The sequence below is a fragment of the Bacillus sp. MMSF_3328 genome, from assembly GCF_030733525.1.
GTDB classification, from domain to species: Bacteria; Bacillota; Bacilli; order Bacillales; family Cytobacillaceae; genus Bacillus_AB; species Bacillus_AB infantis.
Genome location: NZ_JASHIV010000012.1, coordinates 70,585 through 93,069, shown reverse-complemented (window position 1 = coordinate 93,069; position 22,485 = coordinate 70,585). Strand labels below are relative to the sequence as shown.

Genomic DNA, 22,485 nt, shown 5'->3' with positions numbered 1-22,485 from the left:
CTGTGACACTTACTGTATCGGAAATAAAAGAATCAAGTTGTCGAAATATGATGGAAAAAGTACTCTTCTCCATGAAATCATTCAATCATCCCAGCAGTTAAAACGCGCATGGACGATTCATAGGCCTTTTTCAATCCATTCTGCTGTACAAAAGCAGGGAATTATATCCATATGTTGCTAAAAAGAGAGGCTGATGCTGAAAAAATAAGAGAATAAGATTATATAAGTCAGGTTTGCCAAGAAAAATTGAAAGAAGCTCCAGCTAAATAGATCGCGGGATTTTAAAAGAGGAAGGGAGGAATATAGAAGAAATTGTAGAAAAAATAAGAAAAGCTGCCTGCAGCCTTGGAGACATTTTACGTAACCATACAGAATCTGAAAAAGTTGCAGACATATTGCATCATTTTATAAAAATGTTTGAAAATGATGCTTTGTCTCTACTTTTCCTGTCCAGGGCAGGAGGAAAGATGCAGGTACGGCCTGTCCTCCAATAAAAAATAAAAAATATGAATGGAAGCTGTTTCCTTTTCTGCTGTCAATCGTCTAACTATGTGCAAGAGGGGGCGCCTACAATGAATAAAGTTTCTGCAGAAACGTTTGAGAGCATCTATTACGAATACAGCGACAAAATCTACGGATATATCTTCATGTATGTAAACAATAAAGAAATAGCAGAAGATCTGACTCAGGATACGTTTATAAAAGCTTATAAGCATTTCCACCAATTCAATGGCGAATCCCATATCTTCACCTGGCTTGTGAGGATTTCAAGAAATGTAGCCATTGATTATATCCGGAAGAGGAACCGCTTCAAGTTCTTTTCCATTGAAAAATATCAATTTGATTCAGGTCATGACACACCAGTGGAAATTATGGTAAAAGGGGAAAAAACAGCCAGGCTCTATGCTGCCATCCATGCACTGAAGCTGAGCTACCAGGAAGTCCTTATCCTCCGGAAAATCAAGGAGTTTTCAATCAAGGAAACAGCACAGGTCCTGGGATGGAATGAGAACAAAGTGAAAATAACCACATCCAGGGCAATGGCTGCCCTGAAAAAAGAGATGGAAAAAAGGGGGGATACCCTTGAAGGAGTTATTTGAAGATACGATATCATTTGAAAAGCTTGATGATATTCCCCGTTCCAAAATGCAAAAGGACCGTTCCTTCAAAAAGATTATGGAAGCTGCAGAACCCGGGAGGCTTGGGAAAAAACAGGTCAGGCAGTTCCCTTGGGTGAAGGGACCTCTTTTGACTGCAGCAGCGTTTTTTGTTGCGGCTGTCTATTTTTACTCCCAATTCAGCATTCCGGATCAGGACAGCACTTTCGCTGAACTGAAGGAGCTGCCGATAGCGGATGTCATTACAGCAGAAACAGATTCAGAATACAGCTACATTACCAACGGCGTCAATATAGAGCTTAATGAATCCAGCTATGCCGAAAACCCTTTCATGAAAGCAATGATCAGGTCCATGCTGCATGAATCGGCCCCAACCAATTATACTCCGGCAGAAAAGCCTTCATATGACGCTCTTATAAGGTTTAAAGGAGGCGACACGCTTCAGCTGAAACTTTGGAATGTCAATGAGGTCATTTACTTCCGGGAGGAGAGCAGTAAAGAATTCTTTAAGGCGCCTGAAAAGTTATCCAGAAGCATTTTCAAAACCCTGAAAAAGGAAGGGTTCAGCTGGAAGAAAGCCGGATGATGAAAAAGCAGTATAGATGGGGAATTGAAGAGGCCGGCAGAAAGAGGCTTTAAATAACAATAGGAAAAGGCACATGGGATGGAAATGCCCATGCGCCTTTTTTGTTTGTGCATGCAGAATATTCATACTGCAAAATAGCAGGACTGGTACGTGAATCCAAATTTAGAAAAAAATATTTAGACAATTTTCGATATTTTTTTGACAAGCAGGTTTAGAAGCAGAAGAAGCGGGTAGTTTTACAGTAAATTCCTTCTCGGAGTTCAGCACCGTTATGGATCCTTTGCGCAAAGGCAGCTGGGTGTTATTTAGGGAGAAAAAAATTAGACGAATATTAGGGGGATACATATGAAAAAGGGGATAGCCTTATTAATTTCTGTCTTTCTGCTTCTTGGCGTTCTGGCCGGATGCTCAGGCGGAGAGTCTGCCCAGGCGGAAAAAACGAAGGATGGAAAAGTAGTCATTGATTTCTGGACATTCTGGGGATCAGAAACAAGAAGGCCAATCATTGAAAAAATCATAGACGATTACAATGGGTCACAGGATAAGGTTTTTGTTAAGCATACATATTTGCCTTGGGGAGATATTTGGACAAAGAACCTTGCTTCAGTAGCTGCCGGGAACCCGGCAGATGTCATCATCAATGATATCAATACAGTCGGGCAGCGGGCGGAAGCCAAACAGGTTGAAGATTTAAGCAAATATATGGATGAAGGCTTCAAGGATCAGTTTTATCCTCATCTTTGGGACACAGTCCTTTATGAAGACAAGCCTTATGCAGTTCCATTCAATACTGATACCAGACTTCTATTCTATAACAAAACAGCGTTCAAAGAAGCCGGCCTTGATCCAAATAAGCCGCCTTCTACATGGGCAGAGCTTGAAGAATATGCCGAAAAGCTTGATGTGAAAAACGGCAAAACCTATGACAGGGTCGGATTCTATCCGCTTTGGGGAAGCATTGGGGCAGGCAGCTGGATGATCAGTGCTGATGGAGGAAAGAACTTCATCGACAATGGTGAGCTGAAAATCAATACGCCTAAGAAAGTAGAAGCACTGGAATGGGTTCTCAAATGGCAGGACCGCCTTGGCGAGTCAAATGTTCAGGCGCTGAAGGCCGAATTTGGAAGTGAACAGTCCAATCCTTTCATTGCCGGAAAAGTGGCCATGTGGGTGGATGTAGGAACTTTTTATACTCAGATCAGGGACTATGGGCAGGATATGGATTTTGGAGTAGCTCCAATCCCGGCTTATGAAGAAGGAGCTGAAAACTGGAGTGATGGAGGCGGTTTTGTTGCCGAGGTGCCAAAAGGCTCCAGCAATCCGGAAGAAGCAATGGACTTCATTAAGTATCTGACCGGACCTGAAGCTCAGAAATACTGGGCTATGGAGAACTTTGACAATGTTGCCAGCATTGAAGGTGCAGACGCTGCAGCAGAAGAGCTTGAAGGAAAAGATAAAGAGGTCTATGAAGCGACCATAAAAAATCTTGAAGATACTCAGCTTTTCCCAATCCCGGTTGAATATCCTGATTATTTGAGCAGGGTAAATCCACAGATCGACAATGCCCTGCTTGGGAAGCAGTCGCCTGAAGAGGCACTGGAGAAAGCGGAAAAAGACGTTGAAAAACTAAAAAGATAATACATTCTGGAAGAAGAGAAGGGATCTCCTTCTCTTCTTCGAATGCAATCATTTCTGGGAAAGGGTGAAGGGGTATGAAATCGTATGACTCTACAATTGCTCAAAACGAAGCGAACAGCATGGGCAAAGAGAAGGCTAAGTCTGAGCCGAAGCGGCTTTCGCGAAAAGCGAAAGATAATTTATTTGGCTATTTATTCATTAGTCCCTGGATCATCGGCTTTCTGGGACTGACTCTCGGACCGCTCTTATTTTCATTATTTGCAAGTTTTACAGATTATAATATAACGTCAAGAATGAACTTCATCGGGCTGGATAATTTTAAAAGGATGTTTACGATTGATGATCTTTTCAAAACATCGCTCTGGAATACAATCTATTATGTATTATTTTCCGTACCATTGACCACGGCTGGCGCTATCCTTCTGGCTGTGCTGCTGAATCAGAGAGTAAAAGGGATGAAATTTTTCAGGACAGTCTATTATCTGCCTGCCATTCTTTCTGGTGTCGCTGTCTATTTTTTATGGATGCAGCTATTAAGTCCTTCGACAGGCCTTGTCAACACTTTCCTTGCCTGGTTTGACATAGAAGGCCCGGCATGGCTGTTTGATCCTGAATGGACAAAGCCTGCCCTGCTGCTAATGAAGATGTGGAGCGTCGGCGGAGGCATGCTCCTGTATCTTGCCAGCCTGCAGGGAGTTTCGGCCCAGATGTATGAAGCAGCAGACCTGGATGGGGCAAGTTCATTCCAGAAATTTTTCCATATCACTCTGCCGATGATTTCACCGATCATCTTCTTTGATGTCATTACAAGCACTATTGGATCTTTTCAAATTTTCCAGGAAGCGTATGTGATGACCGAGAACGGAGACGGAGGTCCGGGGAATTCCCTGCTGTTCTACAACCTTCATATGTGGAACAATGCGTTTGAAATTTTTGATATGGGCTACGCCTCAGCGATGGCTTGGCTGCTGTTCCTGATTGTCATGGTACTGACAGTCATCAATCTGACACTCGGAAAAAAATGGGTTCACTATGAAGGAGGAGACAACAAATGAAGCAGGCAGCTGCTGAAGCACCGAGGTTCTATGAGACAAAAAAATTCAGGCAGCGGACAAAGCATCTCTTTGTTGCTTTCCTGCTTCTGGCTGGAAGCATACTGATACTATCGCCGCTGTGGTGGATGATTTCAACTTCCCTGAAATCACCGCAGGAAATCGCCCAATACCCGCCAACCTTCATTCCGACCGAATTCCATTTCTCGAATTATCTGGAGGCATGGCAGACAGCGCCATTTACAAGATGGGCGTTTAACACCTTATTTATTGCCCTTGCCGGCATGATTGGGAGCGTGCTTGTTAATTCTCTCGTTGCCTATGCATTCGCAAAAATTCGTTTCAAAGGCAGAAATGCTCTTTTCGTCATCGTATTATCTACCATGCTGATACCGGGTTTTGTCACTATGGTTCCGCAATACATCCTGTTTTCTAAGCTGGGATGGATCAACACTTATCTTCCCTTGATCGTTCCTGCCTTCCTGGGAAGTGCATTTTTCATCTTCCTGTTAAGGCAGTTCATGATGGGCATCCCGAATGAATTGATTGAAGCGGCGGTTCTTGACGGTGCGAGCCATCTGCAGATCTGGTGGAATATCATGCTCCCGCTTACCAAACCCGCACTTATTACAGTCGCGCTGTTCTCCTTTAATGGAGCATGGAATGACCTGCTGGGCCCGCTGCTGTATATAAATGATGAAAGCCTGTATACTCTGCAGATTGGACTGCAGACATTCAAAGGAACAGTATCCACCCAGTGGCACTACCTGATGGCCATGTCAGTAACCGTTCTTCTGCCGGTCGTCCTGCTGTTCTTTTTCTTCCAAAAACACTTCATCGAAGGCTCAAATATAGCATCGGGGAGTAAGGGGTAAGAAAAGCAGAGGCTCTATAGCTGGATGAGCTCTACAAATAGAAAAGCAGAAACGGTTTGCCCCCAAAAGGTCCTCAGACTAATAACGCCACGTTCGGTGGAAAGGTCTGGATGACCAGCATCCTATGTCTCAGGCTGTAAAATAGCCGAATAGATGCTCAAAAAGAAAGAAGCCATGCCGTGGATATTAGCAGTTCAGATAATGTGGAACAAATCTTAAATCACAGGCCTAATAAGATACGTTTTCGTAACGTAAATAACAGGGGAATTAACAAACCGAAAAAGCTTGGGATATCCCAAGCTTTTTCTATTTAATATGTTATTCTAATTTAATTTATGCACCAAACGCTGAATAGTAGAAAAACCGAGGATTTCCCGTTATACTTTTGCATGCTTAAACAGTGAAACTAGGTTCCATGCTATTTGAAAATTATAGAGGGACAAATTCCCCTTATTTTGCATATAGTACTAAAAATAGCTTTAATAGAGGGATAAATTCCTCTTATTTGACTTGAAGGACGTGAAAACAGGTAGTTTTACTTTGCATAGAGGGAGAAACTTCCCTTATTTTCTCCAAAAACACTATTAATCTGAATTTAACAGTAAATACTCCCCTTATATTTCTGTCACCGGTTACTGACTCTTCATCTTCCCAACTTTCTTATCTGCTGGCATATATAGCCACTGCTACTTAACGCGGATGGCAAGCCTTCTTTCTTTATAATCAATTAAGCCGGTGCCGGACAGGTGGTTTTCCAGACGCCTTTTACACAAACCTTATCCTTGGGCACATAGCAATCAATGATTGTTTTGCCGGCGCACAGCAGCCTGCCGACTGAATATTGTGAGCCAGATGAACAGTAGCTGCCGACCAAATTGGCACATGGAAGAGAAACGCTCCCATTGGTATAGCTTGTACATTGCCAGCAAAGATAGTTGCTTCCGTTCACACCTTCTTCACCTGCAGGATTCCCGCTTTGCAGCCCCGCTGAACTGACCATGCTTTCTGCTTTTTCCTCCGTCTGCACGGCAAGTTCTGCGTATAAATCTGTCTCAGACACATTAATTGCAGTGGTGGTGCCGGTGGAGAGTTCTTCAAGATAGATAGCTTGATCTTTGAGAATGCTGCTATAGTCGATAATATAAGCCTGCATATCATCATTGATGCTGTCATAAGCAAACGTAAGGATGGAGGAGAAACTGACAGTGGCTGCACCGCCTGCGGCAAGTGAAGCTTCTTCCTTATATTTAATCTCATACTGGACAATCCAGCCATACTGCTGGTCTTTTTCGTCTTTAAGCGGATTCAGGATATAAGGATCGTTTGAGAGAAAGTCATCTTTAAAGTCCTTATACTCTTCTGTCTTCTTTACGAGCTTAAGAAATTGTTCTTCAGAGGGAATCAGGCTGGCAGTTTCCGGCTGGGCAAAAGCAGAGGTGGAAAAAGAAAACAGGATGATAAGCAGAATCAGACCATATTTTTTCATTCAGCAGTCCTCCAATAAGTTTTTCTTTTACTGTACCTTATATTTCCATTTGGAGATATGGGGAAAATTTATTAAAGGAAAAATGGTTCTATACTACTAAAGAGATCAGATGTGTCTTTTAATATCCCATTCCTGTTTTACCAACAAAAAGCACCCTGCTTAAACAGAGTGCTTCTCATATTCTATAAAAATCCCTGGTATTAGTCAGCAGGAGCGTATATACCTCCGGCAATGCCATTTTTTTGATTTCAGCGATTTTAGCTGCTGAACGATGGATCATGAGTGGTGAAGTCATTTGTTTATTGAAAGGCCCTTCGAATGGCCAGGGACCGTCTGTTTCTGCCATCACCTGCCTGATTGGATAGTCTTTTACCAGAGATTGAATTTCCCCTTCGTACAATACATCAGGAGTCACTGAGATGAAATAGCCATTGGCGGCCATTCGTTCAGCCGTAAGAGCTGAGCCTTTGAACCAATGAAAATGGGCTTTTTCAATAGAATACTTTTCAAGCAGGCTGCATACTATCTCTGCATCTTCATAGATGCTATGGAGGATGACGGGGAGCTGCCACTCCTTTGCTTTCTGGACAAACAGCTCCAGTATTTCAAGATAAGGTTCCAGGCCCATAAAGGAAGCACCCTGTTCTTGTCTTAAATAGTATGGAAGGCCGACCTCTCCGATGGCTATCATATTTTCTTTATGATCCCCCATCCAGCCTATCAGATCAGCAAGTTCTGCTTCAGGAGGGAGGACCTGTTCCGGATGGTACCCAAAAGCCGGCTTTACCTTTGAAAACCTCTCTGCAAGGAGCAGGTTCTTTTTGCAGGAGCTGAGATCCCACGAGACAGTTACGAGTGATTCGAGCTCCGGTATGCTGCAAATATTAGCAATATCCTGATCAGCATAGCGGTCCAGGTGGATATGGCTGTCAATAATCTTGTTCATCCTTTTTCCCTCTTTGGCCGCAGCGAATGATGGACTTTTCTTTTCCATTCCAGAAATTCCTCTTCCAGGAACAGTTCTTCTCTTCTTGGCCGGGAAAAAGGCACCGTAAATTCCGCTGCTGTATGGGCCGGCTTTTCTGATAAGACGATGATGCGATCTGACAGAAAAAGAGCTTCTTCTATATTATGAGTGATAAAGATGATGGCCGGCCGCTGCTCTTCCCAAATGGTCAGGAGCCACTTCTGCATATCAAGCCGCGTCAGTTCATCCAGCGCTGAAAAGGGCTCATCCAGGCAAAGAAGCTCCTGCGGGCTGAGCAGCGCCCTGATGAAGGAAGCGCGCTGCTTCATTCCGCCGGATAATTCATGCGGATAGGCATGCGCATACTGCCCGAGCCCTGCTTTATGTATCATTTCCATGGCTTTTTCCTTATCTGTTCTGCCTGTCAGTTCCTGTCCCAGAAGGACATTTTGCAAAACTGTCCTCCACGGAAGAAGGGAAGGGGTCTGCGGCATATAACTCATGAATCCTTTTTGGCCATTGATCGATTGGCCGTTCATCTGGATGCTTCCTTCATCGGGTAGAAGCAGTCCCCCAATCAGATTGAAAATGGTGCTTTTTCCGCTTCCCGAAGGCCCGAGAAGGGAGACGAATTCACCTTCATTAACTTCAAGGCTTAAGTTATTAAGGACCATCTGTTCCCCAAAAGATTTTGATATATTATCCAGGTGCAGGAGATTCATTTTATCTGCTCCTTTTTATTCCATTTTAAAAGCAGGCTCTCTGCCAAAAGGATTGCTCCGAAGAAAATCAGGCTTAGTATCATAATGGAAAATATGGCTACAAAAACACGGTCTGTCCGGAAGGAGGAGGAGGCGAGAGTCATAAAAACGCCTATCCCTTTTTCCGAACCTAGCCATTCTGAGATGACAGCGCCCATAACACTGTAGGTGGCCGAGATTTTCAGCCCTGAAAATAGCGAGGGCAGGGAGCCGGGCCATTCCAGCTTCCAGAACAGCTGCCTTTTGGTGGCTCCTGACATGGCCATATAATGCTTAAGCTCGGCTGGAACCTGCCTGAAACCGTCCAAAGCTGCCACAGTGATTGGAAAAAAACAGACAAGATTAATGACAATAAATTTCGGCAGCAGCCCAAACCCGAACCAGATGACAAGGAGAGGGGCAAGGACGATGACAGGGACATTCTGGGATAGTATCAGCAGCGGGTAAACAGATTCCCTTACAGCCGGCAGACGGTGAAGGATGATGGCCGCGGTGAGCCCGAAAACAGTCCCCAGTGCAAAGCCGGCCAGTGATAATAGCACCGTTGACGCCAGGTGGCCGGAAAAACGGGCCCAGCTTTCCACAGATTCAGCCATGATGTCAGAGGGCGGCGGCAGGAGCCAGGCAGGGACTTCTGCCAGCCTTACTGCTGCTTCCCAGAGAATGAACAAAAGGAGGAGAACCGCTGCCGGCTTCCATCCTTTTACAGCCACTTTCTTCATTTGTATTTATCCGTCAGGTCATCCATCGTGATCCCATCAGGCTGAAACAGAATTTTGACTTGAGAAATCACATTTTTGCTTCCCATTGCAATCATTCTTTCATTCATTCTTGCGATGATCCGGAATAGCTCTTCAAGCTCGCCTTCCATCGTTGTCTCCAGCGGATGGACCTCGTATTTCACTCCGGATTCTGCAATGATTTTAATCGCTTCATCTACATATGGAATAACATCTTCCCCGTTTTTTGTTTTAGGTATAATCTGAATGCTGATCAGTGTACTGGCCATTATGGTTCCTCCTATTCTGGCAAAAATTCATTGGTAAAAGCTTTTTCAGCGTCCAGCTCGCTGTCCAGCAGTTTATTTTCATACATCCATTGGGCATAGTTTTCCCAAACCTCTATACTCTGTTCTCCCCATTGTTCTGCATCATCCTGATATTTTGGAGACAGCCATTCCTGGCTTTTCTTGACCAGCTCGGCGTCTAAATCAGGTGCAGCCTCAAGCAGGATATCAGCAGCTTCTTCCGGATTCTTGATTGCAAACTGATAGCCCTGTGATGCTGCTTTTACAAAGGCTCTGACAGTATCAGGACTATTTTTGATCATTTTCTCATTTGTAGCCAGAACAGGTGTATAATAATCGAGTTTATCGGAATAGTCGGTAAGGTAGACCATATTCAGATCTTCTCCGCGAAGCTCCGCCTCGACGCCAGTCCACCCATAATAAATCCAGGCAAAATCGATATCCCTTTTAACAGCTGTAAAGAAATCGGCATCCCCCATGTTAACAAAGGAAACATCAGAGACATCTGCATTTTCCTGCTTCATTAATGAGGCGATAACAGATTCCTCAACAGGCGATCCCCAGCCTCCATATTTTTTCCCGGCAAAATCCTTTGGCGAGTCGATATTTTTTGCTGCAGGAGAAGCAAAGCCTGACGTATTATGCTGTATGACGGCGGCTACCGACACAAGCGGGACACCCTGAACCCGTGCCTGTGTAATACTTTCCTGATAGCTGACGCCAAAGTCGGCCTTACCGGAAGCAACCAGCTGGTCTGCTCCAGCGTCACCAGGCATGATGATTTCTGCATCAAGACCATTTTCTTTAAAAAAATTCTTTGCTTTGGCAGCGTAAAGTCCAGTGTGATTAGTATTTGGTGTCCAGTCAAGGACAACCGTTATCTTTTCCAGGTCCTGCCCTTTATCAGCTTGTCTTTCTTCCTGACCAGTCTGTCCTCCGGTGCAGCCGGCAAGCAGCCAGACAGTGCACAATGCGCTGAGCCATTTCTTCATGATCAATCCTCCATGCTGTTTCTGATATTATTCCAAAAAGACCGCCGGTTAATGGCATAAACTAATTCTGGACAACCGCGGGCGGAGGTGCTGTTCCTTTATATCCCGATGCAAACAAAAAAGCGCCCGGATTTCAGAACCCGTGCGCAATAAAAAACATTCATCAATTAAGAATATGTTTCCTACGCTGGCATCTCTCCAGATCAGGTTCAAAGGGTCCTTTATTGTAAAAATAAAGTCTCAACCGTGCCCGGTTCCCCCACAATTCTCTCCTATTTACAGCCGCATAAAGCAGCCGGTCCGTTCAGAGCTCCCGCATTCATCCGGGAATCATGGTCTATTATAACAGATATTCTCTGCAATGGCATTGAAACAGCTTTCTTCCGGAAAATTCGGAGTTATCCCTATATATCCCTGTGCTGCCATGGAAAGAATTAAGTTTGGAACTGAATCTTTATCTGTGATAGGGTAAGGAATGTTGAAAAAAGATTGAATGGAGGAGAAGACATGAAATATCTTGCCTTAATGATTGCTGCATTCATGCTGATCTCATTCCAGATTGTCCAAAATCCCGGAAAACAAGCATTTGCCAAGACGATTGATAATGTCGATATATATACTGTAAAAGAAGAGGATAGCCTTTCGAAGCTCAGCAGGCAATTTGGTGTGGCTGCAGAGGATATACAGAAGGCTAATTATAAAAAGGATGAAAAGATATTTGCCGGAGATAAGCTCATCATTCCGTCTGCTCCAAAGAAAAAGAAGCGGATAACAGAACAAAAGGTCAGCTTATCTAAAGGAGAAAAAGATCTTTTGGCAAGGCTTGTGCATGCGGAGGCAAAAGGTGAGCCGCATGCCGGAAAAGTCGCTGTGGCTGAAGTGGTCCTCAATAGAATGAAGGACGAAAAATTTCCGGACACAGTCAAAGAAGTTATTTACGAAGACAGGCAATTTGAGCCTGTGGACAATGGGATGATCAATAAACCGGCAGGGAAGGATTCACAGAAAGCAGTCCAGGAGGCACTGACTGAAGAAAGAAAAGACGGTGAGTCCCTGTTTTTCTTTAATCCTGACCAGACTAACAGCAAATGGCTCCGCACAAGGGCCGTTACAAAAGAAATCGGCAACCACCGGTTTGCGAAATAGAATAAAGAAAAAACTCTTGTTGCTATACAAGAGTTTTTTTGCTGTCTTCTTCCATATCTATAATATTGTCTGGCTGTGTTTCTCTCCATAGCTTAAATCTTTCAAGCTCATTGGCGATTTGCTTGATGATAAAGCCGATGATTGCGGCATCATCCAATATGCCGATTCCGGCAAGAAAGTCGGGGACAAGATCCAGGGGAGACACAAAATAGAGAATGCCAGCAATGACCGTAACAGCTGTTTTTGCAGAAATGTCCCTATACTGTCCCTTTGAGTAGGCTTTAATGAGTTCAAACAGGAGCTGAAGCTTGTCCCATACTTCAGATAGGGAATTTTTCCTGGAATCGGCTTTTTTGCTTGCTTTGGAAAGAAGCCCGCTTGTTTTGCCCGGATCATTTAAGTATTTTGCAGCGCGGCTCTCATATTTTTTATACTCCTTTTCGTAACCTTCCTTTTTGAAAGTCTTCATATATAACATCCTTCCGGTTAAAAGATTCTTTTTTATACTTTTATCCCATTTTCGGATGGTTGAACCCCGGAAAAGTTTATAATAGAGAAAAAAGCGAGGTGTCCTTATGCTTTTAGAGTGGCTGAAAGAGTCAAGCTATACGGTTATATTGACTGGTGCAGGCATGTCAACAGAAAGCGGGCTGCCTGATTTCCGGTCTGCAGGAAGCGGGTTAACGAATACAGTGGATTATGGGAAAATTGCCAGTACAGAAGCTCTCAACCATCATGTCAGCGAATTCATTGAATTTTATCGCCGCAGAGTTATGGGGCTGAAGGAATGCAGTCCCCATGCAGGGCATTATATATTGGCAGACTGGGAAAGGAGGGGAATTGTCCAAAGCATCATTACACAGAATGTAGACGGTTTTCATCAGGCGGCAGGAAGCAGAAATGTGGCTGAACTGCATGGTACACTGCAGCAGGTCCATTGCCAGACATGCGGGAAAATATTTCCGAATGATGAATACATAGATGAGCATTTCCGGTGCAGTGATTGCGGGGGGATTTTGCGGCCGTCCATCGTCCTTTTTGGGGAGATGCTCCCCGAGGAAGCTATTGATTTTGCTGCTGCAGAGTCAGAGAAAGCTGATCTTTTCATTGTCCTTGGCTCATCCCTCTCTGTCACTCCTGCCAATCAGTTTCCGCTCATTGCCAAGCAGTGTGGTGCAAAACTGGTTATAATTAATATGGATCCTACTGATTTGGACCTTTACGCGGACGAAGTCATTAACGGAGAAAAAGCTGGAGAATTGCTGAAAGAGCTTGATGCAGAAATAGGAAAAATGTGAAGCCTTCCATTACATTGGAGGCTTTTTTTATTTTAAAATTTTTCTAGTATAATAAATGATTGACTGTCATGTATATACAAGATATAATGAAAACGTAAACACCATGTATATACAAGTTTTCTTTGGAGTGAATACTTAATGAGCTGACTTTGCAGCAAAGGATAAATTTGCAAGAAGGGCAGATAATATGAAGTATATGAGCTCCCGGTCGCATTTTTTTTTGCTTGCTGTTGAAAACGGTAACAGGAGGAGAAAAGCATGAGCAATTACAGAGAATCTGCCGAGCGTATTGTAGAAGCAGTTGGCGGAAAAGAAAATATTGCAGCAGCTACGCACTGCGTAACCCGTCTGCGGTTTGCTTTGAAGGATGAAAGCAAAGTTGATAAAGAAGCATTGGAAAATATAGATAGTGTTAAAGGATCATTTTCTACAAACGGCCAATTCCAGGTGGTCATCGGCCAAGGCCTTGTTGATAAGGTATACAAGGAAATGGCAGCGGCTACAGGAATCGGTGAAGTGTCAAAAGAAGAAGTGAAAGCAGCTGCTTCTGAAAAAATGAATCCGCTTCAAAGAGCAATCAAAACGCTGGCCGACATTTTCATTCCTATTCTTCCGGCTATTGTTACAGCCGGCCTGCTGATGGGAATCAACAATATCATGACAGCGCCTGATATCTTTTATACAGGCAAATCATTCATAGACGTTCATCCAGGATGGGCTGATCTCGCTAATATCATCAATATGATAGCCAATACCGCGTTTGTATTCCTGCCGGGGCTGATTGGATGGAGTGCGGTCAATCGTTTCGGCGGAAGTCCGCTTCTTGGCATGGTGCTCGGCCTGATGCTTGTCCACCCCGACTTGCTTAATGCTTGGGGTTATGGTTCTACTGATAAGGTTCCTGTATGGAATCTGTTTGGACTGGAGATAGAGAAAGTCGGCTATCAGGGTCAGGTGCTGCCTGTACTGGCTGCGTCCTATGTTTTGGCAAGGATTGAGATATTTTTAAGAAAGAGGATTCCGGATTCAATCCAGCTGCTGACAGTCGCGCCGATTGCGCTGCTGATCACAGGCTTTCTGTCTTTCATTGCGATCGGGCCTGTTACGTTTACGATTGGAGGCTGGATCACTGACGGTGTTGTATCCATTTTTGATGCGGTTCCTGCTCTTGGAGGATTGATTTACGGCGGCCTTTATGCACCGCTCGTTATTACAGGGATGCACCATACATTCCTGGCTGTCGATCTGCAGCTGATCGGATCAATCGGCGGAACATTCCTCTGGCCGATGGTGGCATTATCAAATATTGCTCAAGGTTCAGCATCGCTTGCGATGTTCTTCTTAAATAAAAATGAAAAAGTAAAGGGACTTGCTGCAACTTCTTCACTTTCAGCTTTCCTCGGAGTTACAGAGCCAGCCATGTTCGGTGTGAACCTGCGCTTCAAATATCCGTTCATCGCAGCGGTCATCGGCTCTGCCCTGGGCGGCATGTTCATTACCATTAAAGGGGTCATTGCTCCATCGATCGGAGTCGGCGGACTGCCTGCCTTCTTCTCAATCTTATCCGAAAACTGGGGGTCCTTCTTTATCGGGATGGCGATCGTGCTGGTTGTGCCGTTTGTGCTGACATTCCTGTTCGGCAAATTCAGAAAAGCTGAATGATTATTCTGGTACCATGGATAAAAGCCTATCCATGGTATCGCTATTTACATAACGTACTGAGAAATAATGGGAGGTTTTAAAATGAAAGGGCAATGGTGGAAAGAAAGCACTGTTTACCAGATATATCCGAGGAGCTTCATGGACAGCAATGGTGATGGCATAGGCGATCTGCAGGGCATCATTTCCAAGCTGGACTATCTTAAAAAACTGGGAATAGATGTCATCTGGCTGTCGCCTGTTTATCAATCACCCAATGATGATAATGGCTATGATATTAGTGATTATAAAAATATCATGGACGAGTTCGGGACCATGGATGATTGGGAAGAGCTGCTCAGTGAGTTGCACCTCCGCGATATGAAGCTGATCATGGACCTTGTCGTCAACCACAGCTCTGATGAGCATGCCTGGTTCATAGAAGCGAAGAAATCCAAAGAAACTCCTTACAGGGATTATTATATTTGGCGCAAAGGGGAAAACGGCAGGGAGCCGAACAATTGGGGTTCCAATTTCGGCGGATCTGCATGGGAATATGACGAAAACTCCGGAGAATACTTCCTCCATTTGTTCTCAAAGAAGCAGCCTGATTTGAACTGGGAGAATCCGGCTCTGAGGCAGGAAGTATATGATATGATGCAGTGGTGGCTCGATAAAGGGATTGATGGCTTCAGGATGGATGTGATCAATTTCATCTCAAAGGAGGATGGCCTCCCGGATGATGAAGTGAAACCCGGCAAGAAATATGCATCAGGAAGCAAATATTATAGAAATGGGCCAAGAATCCATGAGTATCTTCAGGAAATGAACGAAAAAGTCCTTTCGCATTATGATGTTATGACTGTCGGAGAGATGCCTGGGGTCAAGCCCGAAATGGCCCGTGATTATACAGGGGAAGACAGGAATGAACTGAATATGGTATTCCAATTTGAGCATGTAAGCCTCGACAATGGTCCGGGCGGAAAGTGGGATCTTAAACCGCTAGACCTTTCAGACCTGAAGAAAAGCCTGACAAAATGGCAGACCGAGCTTGAAGAAACGGGCTGGAATTCTTTATATTTCAATAACCATGACCAGCCGAGATCTGTTTCAAGATTCGGCAATGATGGGGAATACCGCAAAGAATCGGCGAAGATGCTGGCTACCCTGCTCCATATGATGAAGGGCACCCCGTATGTGTATCAGGGCGAAGAAATCGGGATGACAAATGTTGAATTTCCGGGTATAGGAGATTACCGGGACATTGAAACCCTTAATTATTTCCGTGAATCGACAGAAGCGGGAGTGCCGGCAGGGAAAGCGATGGAAAGCATATACGCAAAAGGAAGGGACAACGCCAGAACCCCTATGCAATGGAATTCTTCGGAAAATGCCGGTTTTACAACCGGTACTCCATGGATTGGCATTAACCCGAACTTCAGTGATATAAATGCGGCGGAAGCCCTGGAAGATAAGAATTCCATCTTTTATTATTATCAGGACCTGATCAGGCTCAGAAAAGAGCATGACATTATAGTCTACGGAAAATATGAACTGATATTGGAAGAAGATCCGGCGATTTTTGCATACACACGTACCCTGGGCAGTCAGGTGCTTGTAGTGCTGTGTAATTTTTATGGAAATACACGGAAACTGGCATTGCCTGAAGAGCTTAAAGAGATCAAATATTCCTGGCTGACAGGTAACTATGGCAGTGAAGGCAGGGAAGACATAGTGCCTCAGCAGCTTAAGCCTTATGAGGCGATTGTCTTGATTGGCGAAAAATAAGCAGACTAAACGAAAAATAAAATGGCAGGTGGCGAAGATGAAACAACCTTGGTGGAAGAAAGCGACAGTATATCAAATTTATCCGAAAAGCTTCAATGATACAACCGGCAGCGGCGTGGGTGACCTGCAGGGCATTATTGAAAAGCTGGATTACTTAAAAGAGCTTGGCATTGATGTTATCTGGCTTACGCCGATCTACCGGTCTCCACAGCGGGATAACGGCTATGATATCAGTGATTATTTCAGCATCCACGAGGAATACGGGACTATGGAGGAGTTTGATTCACTGCTAAACGAAGCGCACAGCAGAGGTATCAAAGTCATCATGGATATCGTTGTAAACCATACCTCAACAGATCATCACTGGTTCAAGGAAGCAAAGAAATCAAGAGATAATCCTTACAGGGATTTTTATATCTGGAAGGAGCCTAAAGAGGATGGAAGCGCCCCGACGAACTGGGAATCCAAGTTTGGCGGCAATGCGTGGGAGTTCGATGAGGAGACAGGGCAGTACTATCTCCATCTGTTCGATGTAACCCAGGCAGATCTGAATTGGGAAAATGAAAAGCTCCGCCAGGAAGTGTACGATATGATGGACTTCTGGTTTGACAAAGGAGTGGACGGCTTCCGCCTTGATGTCATCAACTTGATATCCAAAGATCAGCGGTTCCCGGATGACGACGGATCGCTCCCGCCCGGGGACGGCAGGAAGTTCTATACAGATGGGCCGCGAGTCCATGAATACATGCATGAAATGAACCGCGAGGTGTTTTCAAAGCATGACAGCATGACTGTAGGGGAAATGTCTTCTACGAGCATCGATCATTGCGTGAAATATTCGAATCCGGAACGGGAAGAGCTCAGCATGACCTTCAATTTTCATCACTTGAAGGTAGATTATCCCGGCGGAGAGAAGTGGGCGCTTGCAGACTTCGATTTTTCTGCTCTGAAGAATATCCTCTCCAAATGGCAGGTGGAGATGAACAAAGGCGGCGGCTGGAATGCCCTGTTCTGGTGCAACCATGATCAGCCCCGTGTTGTATCAAGGTACGGAGATGATGGGGAATATCACAATAAATCAGCCAAGATGCTTGCATCTGTCATTCATATGATGCAAGGAACCCCTTATATCTATCAGGGCGAAGAGTTTGGGATGACCAATCCTTATTTTGAAAATATCAGCCAATACCGGGATGTAGAATCCTTGAATATCTTTGAAATTAAAAGAAAAGAAGGAGTGCCTGAGGAAGAAATCCTTAAAATACTCCAAAGTAAATCGAGGGATAACTCAAGGACGCCTGTCCAATGGAATGACAGCAGAAATGCAGGCTTTACGGATGGAACTCCATGGATCGGCATTGCCGGCAATTACCAGGAGATCAACGCCGAAAAAGCGGTAAAAGATCCTGATTCCATTTTCCATCATTATAAAAAGCTGATCGGCCTCCGCAAAGAATATGATATTATCACTTACGGGAATTATGAGCTGCTGCTGGAGGACCATCCTGAAATTTTTGCGTACCTCCGGAATGGCAGGGACGAAAAACTCCTTGTACTTAACAATTTCTATGGAAGTGAGACAGCCTTTACACTTCCTGACAGGAAAATAGCTGATGAATATACAGCAGAGCTGCTGCTTTCAAATTATGGTGATGGACCCTCCGACATCAGGGAAATCACATTAAGGCCATATGAATCGATCATTTTCCATTTGACTAAATAAGAAAAAGACAGGCTGCCGGCCTGTCTTTTTCCTTATAGGATTAAAAGAGCATCCCTGCAATAGCAGCGCTGAGGAGCGATGCAAGCGCTCCTGCGATGACGGATCTTATCCCAAGCCGGGCGATATCGGCCCTCCGGTTTGGGGCAAGATTGCCCAGGCCGCCAAGAAGGATGGCAAGGGATGAGATATTGGCAAAACCGCAGAGAGCAAAGCTGATGATGGCAACGGTCTTGTCCGTAAGCTCCGGAATTTCCGGAGCGAAGGAGGAATAAGCAACAAATTCATTCAGGATCAGCTTTTGACCGATAAAGTTTCCTGCCTCCACAGCCTCAGCCCATGGAACTCCTATGGCAAAAGCAAGAGGGGAGAAGATATAGCCGAGAATGAGCTGAAGCGTCAGTTCCCCAAATCCGAACCAGCTGCCGATCCAGCCAAGCAAACCATTCAGCAGTGCAACGAGTGCGATGAACGCAAGAAGCATGGCACCGATATTGAGAGCCAGCTGCAGGCCGACACTGGCACCTTTTGCGGCTGCATCAATAACATTCGTCGAATCGCTGTCATTTTCCATTTCCAATTCTTTTGGCTCCTCCTTCTTCTCTGTTTCTGGAAAAATGATCTTAGCCATGATCAGCCCTGCCGGAGCAGCCATAAAGCTCGCTGCGAGAAGGTATTCAAGCGGTACGCCCAAAAGTGAATAGCCGACAAGAACTGAGCCTGCTACAGAAGCGAGCCCTCCTGTCATGACGGCAAACAGCTCAGAGTTTGTCATTTGGCCAATATAGGGGCGGATAACGAGAGGCGCCTCTGTCTGGCCTACAAAAATATTTGCCGCTGCTGACATGGATTCTGCCTTTCGGGTGCCGAGAAGCCAGGATAATCCCCCGCCAAGGATTTTAATGATGAACTGCATGATCTTCAAGTAATACAGGACCGATATAAGGGCGGAGAAAAAAATAACAATCGGCAATACTTGAAAAGCGAAAACATATGTAACGCCTGATCCTTCTGCAAAGAGGCCGCCAAATAGAAAGTTAATGCCTTCATTGGCATAATTGATGATGCTGTTGACTCCCATAGTCAGCCAGTTAAGTGCCTTGCGTCCGGCTTCCCATTTGAGGACCGCAAATGCAAACAGGATCTGAATGGCAAGGCCTCCCAGGATTGTACGCGGATTGATTGCCCGCCTGTTGTTGGAAAGCAGCAAAGCGATGACCAGTACGGTCAGTATTCCGGCAATTCCCCAGATGAAATTCATAATAGCACTCCATTCTATGTTAATAGACGAATCCAATTAGTGCTATTTTGCCCGACATTAAAAAAAGTATGGGCTCTATTTTCTCTGCCCATACTTTTTCGTTGTTAACGAAATTATAAATGGTAAGTCTTGTGGATAACTATCAATTCTTGATCAACGTCCAGCAGCTGCGCCGAGGTCACAAGCCAAACCTCCCAAAAAGGCAAAGAACGCCTTTCCGGGAGGTTCGTCTTGAGGCCCCCAGGAAGCTGGTCATGCAGATGTTGCAACAGGACGCGGCGTTCTTAGTCTTCGTTCCTTAAAGTGATCAAGGCGCTTGCGCTTTTGTTCTTTATTGCCCTGCTTCTTTTTTTATCGCTTCGAATAAGAAGGATTGGCCATTGATGTAGAATCGGGGATCGTAAAGCCCCAGCTGTTCGTCATCATCTACTATCACAACAAATGGAGACCATTCGTAAAGAGTCTTTGCTTTCGGGTTTTCTTGGAAAAGCCTGTCCATATCTGCATCCTCTGCAGACACAAGGCTATAAGTCTTTTCCCTGCTGGTAAATAATCCATCTTTATAAAGAGAGACTTCCGTGCCATTTTTGGTGATAACGGTAAACTGCCATGGCACAAAATCGGCTGAAAGTGCAACCTCGCTGTCCTGGCTGCTGTATTCCTCATAAAGTATATATCCCTGAATGCTTTGGCTGGCCAGATGAAGGAGCATCAGCACCCATGCCGCCCTGAAATAAATATGCTTCCTCCATTTTTTTCTTTTCCGGACAGAGAGGAGAAAAGCCGTAAGGATGATTGCCCAGAAGACAAGATCGACAATCGGGATGGTTCCGAACGTGATCCTTCTGTCAGAAAACGGCTCAAGATAACCGGTTCCCCATGCATTGAACAGGTCACTCGTATCATGTATAAAGACGGCTATCCAGCTCAGGAAAAAGAGTTTGGGATCTTTTACCTTGAAAATCCAGCGGCATGCCATGTAAATCAGCAGTGCCCAAAGCGGCGTAAGGAAAACAGAATGAGTGATGCCCCTGTGCCACATCTGATAAAGTCCCTGTGTATCCCATAGCTGTGAAATCACATCGATATCAGGTATTTGGCTCGCCGCAACAGCAGCTGTCAAATAGGCGGCCTTTTCTTTTTTCTCAAGCCTGCTTTTATCAACTGAAGCATAAAGGGCAAGCCCGAATAATGTATGTGTAATGGTATCCATTTTTCCCCCGTTTCTGTCCCGGCTGTCTGCAGTCCAGCCTGGCAGCTTGTGCTTTTCAATAAATCGTAGCAAAATTTGTTCAGAAGAGCCATTCTGAATGCTGGAAGTTGATTTCCCAGATTGCAAACTTTCCTGCAGGAAGATAAGATAGATGTTATGATAATAAACGAAGTTAATTAAGAGAGGAATACAACATGTCTAACAATTTTTCAGATGAAGTTCTTTCACGGCGCACGTTTGCGATCATTTCCCACCCGGATGCCGGAAAGACTACGTTAACAGAAAAACTGCTCCTGTTTGGCGGAGCGATACGCGATGCCGGTACCGTTAAAGGAAAGAAAACCGGCAAATTTGCCACAAGCGACTGGATGGAAATCGAAAAGCAGCGCGGCATCTCCGTTACATCAAGTGTGATGCAATTTGACTATAAAGATGCCCGGGTAAATATCCTGGACACTCCTGGGCACCAGGATTTCAGTGAAGACACATACCGCACCTTAACGGCTGTGGACAGCGCCGTCATGATCATTGATTCGGCCAAAGGTATAGAAGCCCAGACATTGAAACTATTCAAAGTCTGCCGGATGAGGGGCATACCAATCTTTACATTCATGAACAAGCTTGACCGCCAGGGGAAAAGTCCTTTGGAGCTTCTTGCAGAGCTGGAAGAAGTAATGGAAATCGAATCATATCCGATGAATTGGCCGATCGGGATGGGCAAGGAATTCCTCGGTATCTACGACCGCCATCATAACCGGATCGAACAGTTCCGTGTAGATGAGTCTGAGCGTTTCCTTGACCTGAATGCAGATGGTGAAATTGATGGGGACCACCCAATGAAGCAGTCTTCCCTTTACGACCAGACGCTTGAGGAAATCATGCTCCTGAATGAAGCAGGAAATGAATTTTCACGTGAGAAGGTGGCAAATGGAACGCTGACGCCTGTATTCTTCGGCAGCGCCCTGGCCAATTTCGGTGTACAGACCTTCCTTGAATCTTATCTGGACTTTGCGCCGTCTCCGCAGGCCCGCAACTCCACTGAAGGTAAGATTGATCCGCTATCAGAGGATTTCTCAGGCTTTATCTTCAAGATCCAGGCAAACATGAATCCTGCCCACCGTGACCGGATAGCATTCCTCAGGATCTGCTCCGGCAAATTCGAGCGCGGGATGACCATCAATATCCCTCGTACAGGCAAGCAGCTGAAGCTGAGCCAGTCGACACAATTTATGGCAGATGACCGCAGTACGGTCGATGAGGCAGTGAGCGGGGATATAATCGGATTGTATGATCCGGGCCTGTACCAAATAGGCGATACCTTGACAGTGGGAAAAAACAAGTTTCAATATGAAAAGCTGCCTCAGTTCACACCTGAGCTGTTTGTAAGAGTCACTGCAAAGAATGTGATGAAGCAGAAGCACTTCCACAAAGGGATCCAGCAGCTCGTCCAGGAGGGTGCCATTCAGCTGTACAAGACAGTTAAAACAGATGAATACCTTCTTGGTGCAGTCGGCCAGCTCCAATTCGAGGTCTTTGAGCACCGCATGAAAAATGAGTACAATGCGGAAGTCAGGATGGAAGGGCAGGGAAGCAAGATTGCCCGATGGATTGAGGGAGATGTGGACGAGAGTCTTTCCAGTTCACGGAGCCTTCTGGTTACAGACCGATATGACAAAAAAGTGTTCTTATTTGAAAATGACTTTGCCCTGAGATGGTTCCAGGACAAAAACCCGGATGTAAAACTTTACAATCCGATGGATATGGAGCAATAATGTAAAAAAAACGATTCCTGTGCTGGAATCGTTTTTTTACATTATTACTGGGTATAAGAGACTAGCGTATTATATGACGAAACTGTAATAGTTTGCTAAAATAGGTAAAAAGACGAGGAAGAAGGGATCTGTTATTCGACACCTATG

20 protein-coding genes and 1 riboswitch are annotated in these 22,485 nt (G+C 44.9%); of the genes, 11 read left to right on the top strand and 9 right to left on the bottom strand.

Annotated elements, in window-relative coordinates; genetic code table 11:
• Positions 1 to 572: 572 nt before the first annotated feature.
• The 5 genes from RBB45_RS18050 (at position 573) to RBB45_RS18030 (ending at position 5,269) form a co-directional block, all read left to right on the top strand.
• On the top strand, positions 573 to 1,100 hold the full coding sequence (locus tag RBB45_RS18050) for an RNA polymerase sigma factor (RefSeq protein ID WP_306010058.1): 528 nt from the start codon (positions 573 to 575) through the stop codon (positions 1,098 to 1,100).
• On the top strand, positions 1,084 to 1,704 hold the full coding sequence (locus RBB45_RS18045; protein WP_009794209.1) for a hypothetical protein: 621 nt from the start codon (positions 1,084 to 1,086) through the stop codon (positions 1,702 to 1,704). Before RBB45_RS18050 ends, RBB45_RS18045 begins: the two co-directional genes overlap by 17 nt.
• A 345-nt stretch (positions 1,705 to 2,049) precedes the next feature.
• Positions 2,050 to 3,342, top strand: coding sequence for an ABC transporter substrate-binding protein (locus RBB45_RS18040; protein ID WP_009794210.1), 1,293 nt, complete (start codon positions 2,050 to 2,052; stop codon positions 3,340 to 3,342).
• 74 nt (positions 3,343 to 3,416) lie between these two features.
• Positions 3,417 to 4,397 (top strand): carbohydrate ABC transporter permease, encoded by a 981-nt coding sequence (locus RBB45_RS18035; protein WP_022543631.1) that lies wholly within the window; start codon positions 3,417 to 3,419, stop codon positions 4,395 to 4,397.
• On the top strand, positions 4,394 to 5,269 hold the full coding sequence (locus RBB45_RS18030) for a carbohydrate ABC transporter permease (protein WP_009794212.1): 876 nt from the start codon (positions 4,394 to 4,396) through the stop codon (positions 5,267 to 5,269). Before RBB45_RS18035 ends, RBB45_RS18030 begins: the two co-directional genes overlap by 4 nt.
• Positions 5,270 to 5,996: 727 nt before the next feature.
• Here RBB45_RS18030 and RBB45_RS18025 read toward each other — a convergent pair.
• From RBB45_RS18025 to RBB45_RS18000, 6 genes are all read right to left on the bottom strand, one after another.
• Positions 5,997 to 6,755 (bottom strand): hypothetical protein, encoded by a 759-nt coding sequence (locus RBB45_RS18025; RefSeq protein ID WP_306010057.1) that lies wholly within the window; start codon positions 6,753 to 6,755, stop codon positions 5,997 to 5,999.
• A 175-nt stretch (positions 6,756 to 6,930) separates the two neighbouring features.
• Complete coding sequence (locus RBB45_RS18020) at positions 6,931 to 7,701, bottom strand: TatD family hydrolase (protein ID WP_306010056.1); 771 nt, start codon at positions 7,699 to 7,701, stop codon at positions 6,931 to 6,933.
• Positions 7,698 to 8,444 carry an ABC transporter ATP-binding protein gene (locus RBB45_RS18015; protein ID WP_009794215.1) on the bottom strand — a complete coding sequence of 249 codons (747 nt, stop codon included), beginning with the start codon at positions 8,442 to 8,444 and terminating at the stop codon, positions 7,698 to 7,700. The genes RBB45_RS18020 and RBB45_RS18015 overlap by 4 nt, the downstream gene beginning before the upstream one ends.
• Positions 8,441 to 9,205: an ABC transporter permease gene (locus tag RBB45_RS18010; RefSeq protein ID WP_306010055.1), complete on the bottom strand. Its 765-nt coding sequence runs from the start codon at positions 9,203 to 9,205 to the stop codon at positions 8,441 to 8,443. Before RBB45_RS18010 ends, RBB45_RS18015 begins: the two co-directional genes overlap by 4 nt.
• Complete coding sequence (locus RBB45_RS18005) at positions 9,202 to 9,492, bottom strand: thiamine-binding protein (RefSeq protein WP_009794217.1); 291 nt, start codon at positions 9,490 to 9,492, stop codon at positions 9,202 to 9,204. Before RBB45_RS18005 ends, RBB45_RS18010 begins: the two co-directional genes overlap by 4 nt.
• A gap of 11 nt (positions 9,493 to 9,503) precedes the next feature.
• Entirely contained in the window at positions 9,504 to 10,502 is a 999-nt protein-coding gene (locus RBB45_RS18000) for an ABC transporter substrate-binding protein (protein ID WP_101550796.1), read from the bottom strand.
• A gap of 162 nt (positions 10,503 to 10,664) precedes the next feature.
• A riboswitch (TPP riboswitch) is annotated at positions 10,665 to 10,773 on the bottom strand.
• Positions 10,774 to 11,009: 236 nt separating this feature from the next.
• Between RBB45_RS18000 and RBB45_RS17995 the strand changes: the two genes are divergently transcribed.
• On the top strand, positions 11,010 to 11,648 hold the full coding sequence (locus RBB45_RS17995; protein WP_022543633.1) for a cell wall hydrolase: 639 nt from the start codon (positions 11,010 to 11,012) through the stop codon (positions 11,646 to 11,648).
• A 22-nt stretch (positions 11,649 to 11,670) separates the two neighbouring features.
• On the opposite strand, the gene RBB45_RS17990 is transcribed toward RBB45_RS17995, so the two are convergent.
• A complete protein-coding gene (locus RBB45_RS17990; RefSeq protein WP_306010054.1) occupies positions 11,671 to 12,117 on the bottom strand; it encodes a YkvA family protein in 447 nt (148 codons plus the stop codon).
• Between the two features lie 106 nt (positions 12,118 to 12,223).
• On the opposite strand from RBB45_RS17990, the gene RBB45_RS17985 reads away from it, so the two are divergent.
• The 4 genes from RBB45_RS17985 (at position 12,224) to treC (ending at position 18,095) form a co-directional block, all read left to right on the top strand.
• Entirely contained in the window at positions 12,224 to 12,946 is a 723-nt protein-coding gene (locus tag RBB45_RS17985) for an NAD-dependent deacylase (protein ID WP_129611860.1), read from the top strand.
• Positions 12,947 to 13,204: 258 nt separating this feature from the next.
• The gene (treP, locus tag RBB45_RS17980) at positions 13,205 to 14,608 is read left to right on the top strand and encodes a PTS system trehalose-specific EIIBC component (RefSeq protein WP_101550791.1); all 1,404 of its coding nucleotides are present in this window, start codon (positions 13,205 to 13,207) and stop codon (positions 14,606 to 14,608) included.
• 81 nt (positions 14,609 to 14,689) lie between these two features.
• Positions 14,690 to 16,372, top strand: coding sequence for a glycoside hydrolase family 13 protein (locus RBB45_RS17975; RefSeq protein ID WP_253616584.1), 1,683 nt, complete (start codon positions 14,690 to 14,692; stop codon positions 16,370 to 16,372).
• 37 nt (positions 16,373 to 16,409) lie between these two features.
• A complete protein-coding gene (treC, locus tag RBB45_RS17970) occupies positions 16,410 to 18,095 on the top strand; it encodes an alpha,alpha-phosphotrehalase (RefSeq protein ID WP_306010053.1) in 1,686 nt (561 codons plus the stop codon).
• A 40-nt stretch (positions 18,096 to 18,135) separates the two neighbouring features.
• Here the strand turns inward: treC and RBB45_RS17965 are convergent, their stop codons facing one another.
• Together RBB45_RS17965 and RBB45_RS17960 are read right to left on the bottom strand one after the other, a co-directional pair.
• Positions 18,136 to 19,353: a NupC/NupG family nucleoside CNT transporter gene (locus RBB45_RS17965; RefSeq protein WP_009794227.1), complete on the bottom strand. Its 1,218-nt coding sequence runs from the start codon at positions 19,351 to 19,353 to the stop codon at positions 18,136 to 18,138.
• A gap of 331 nt (positions 19,354 to 19,684) precedes the next feature.
• On the bottom strand, positions 19,685 to 20,566 hold the full coding sequence (locus RBB45_RS17960) for a metal-dependent hydrolase (protein ID WP_306010052.1): 882 nt from the start codon (positions 20,564 to 20,566) through the stop codon (positions 19,685 to 19,687).
• Between the two features lie 194 nt (positions 20,567 to 20,760).
• Here RBB45_RS17960 and RBB45_RS17955 point away from each other — a divergent pair, with 194 nt between their 5' ends.
• Complete coding sequence (locus tag RBB45_RS17955; protein ID WP_009794230.1) at positions 20,761 to 22,338, top strand: peptide chain release factor 3; 1,578 nt, start codon at positions 20,761 to 20,763, stop codon at positions 22,336 to 22,338.
• Positions 22,339 to 22,485: the final 147 nt, after the last annotated feature.

Coding starts and splice junctions, on each gene's coding strand:
- RBB45_RS18050 (WP_306010058.1), top strand. CDS start 573: ATGAATAAAGTTTCTGCAGAAACGTTTGAGAGCATCTATTACGAATAC.
- RBB45_RS18040 (WP_009794210.1), top strand. CDS start 2,050: ATGAAAAAGGGGATAGCCTTATTAATTTCTGTCTTTCTGCTTCTTGGC.
- RBB45_RS18035 (WP_022543631.1), top strand. CDS start 3,417: ATGAAATCGTATGACTCTACAATTGCTCAAAACGAAGCGAACAGCATG.
- RBB45_RS18030 (WP_009794212.1), top strand. CDS start 4,394: ATGAAGCAGGCAGCTGCTGAAGCACCGAGGTTCTATGAGACAAAAAAA.
- RBB45_RS18025 (WP_306010057.1), bottom strand. CDS start 6,755: ATGAAAAAATATGGTCTGATTCTGCTTATCATCCTGTTTTCTTTTTCC.
- RBB45_RS18020 (WP_306010056.1), bottom strand. CDS start 7,701: ATGAACAAGATTATTGACAGCCATATCCACCTGGACCGCTATGCTGAT.
- RBB45_RS18015 (WP_009794215.1), bottom strand. CDS start 8,444: ATGAATCTCCTGCACCTGGATAATATATCAAAATCTTTTGGGGAACAG.
- RBB45_RS18010 (WP_306010055.1), bottom strand. CDS start 9,205: ATGAAGAAAGTGGCTGTAAAAGGATGGAAGCCGGCAGCGGTTCTCCTC.
- RBB45_RS18005 (WP_009794217.1), bottom strand. CDS start 9,492: ATGGCCAGTACACTGATCAGCATTCAGATTATACCTAAAACAAAAAAC.
- RBB45_RS18000 (WP_101550796.1), bottom strand. CDS start 10,502: ATGAAGAAATGGCTCAGCGCATTGTGCACTGTCTGGCTGCTTGCCGGC.
- RBB45_RS17995 (WP_022543633.1), top strand. CDS start 11,010: ATGAAATATCTTGCCTTAATGATTGCTGCATTCATGCTGATCTCATTC.
- RBB45_RS17990 (WP_306010054.1), bottom strand. CDS start 12,117: ATGAAGACTTTCAAAAAGGAAGGTTACGAAAAGGAGTATAAAAAATAT.
- RBB45_RS17985 (WP_129611860.1), top strand. CDS start 12,224: ATGCTTTTAGAGTGGCTGAAAGAGTCAAGCTATACGGTTATATTGACT.
- treP (WP_101550791.1), top strand. CDS start 13,205: ATGAGCAATTACAGAGAATCTGCCGAGCGTATTGTAGAAGCAGTTGGC.
- RBB45_RS17975 (WP_253616584.1), top strand. CDS start 14,690: ATGAAAGGGCAATGGTGGAAAGAAAGCACTGTTTACCAGATATATCCG.
- treC (WP_306010053.1), top strand. CDS start 16,410: ATGAAACAACCTTGGTGGAAGAAAGCGACAGTATATCAAATTTATCCG.
- RBB45_RS17965 (WP_009794227.1), bottom strand. CDS start 19,353: ATGAATTTCATCTGGGGAATTGCCGGAATACTGACCGTACTGGTCATC.
- RBB45_RS17960 (WP_306010052.1), bottom strand. CDS start 20,566: ATGGATACCATTACACATACATTATTCGGGCTTGCCCTTTATGCTTCA.
- RBB45_RS17955 (WP_009794230.1), top strand. CDS start 20,761: ATGTCTAACAATTTTTCAGATGAAGTTCTTTCACGGCGCACGTTTGCG.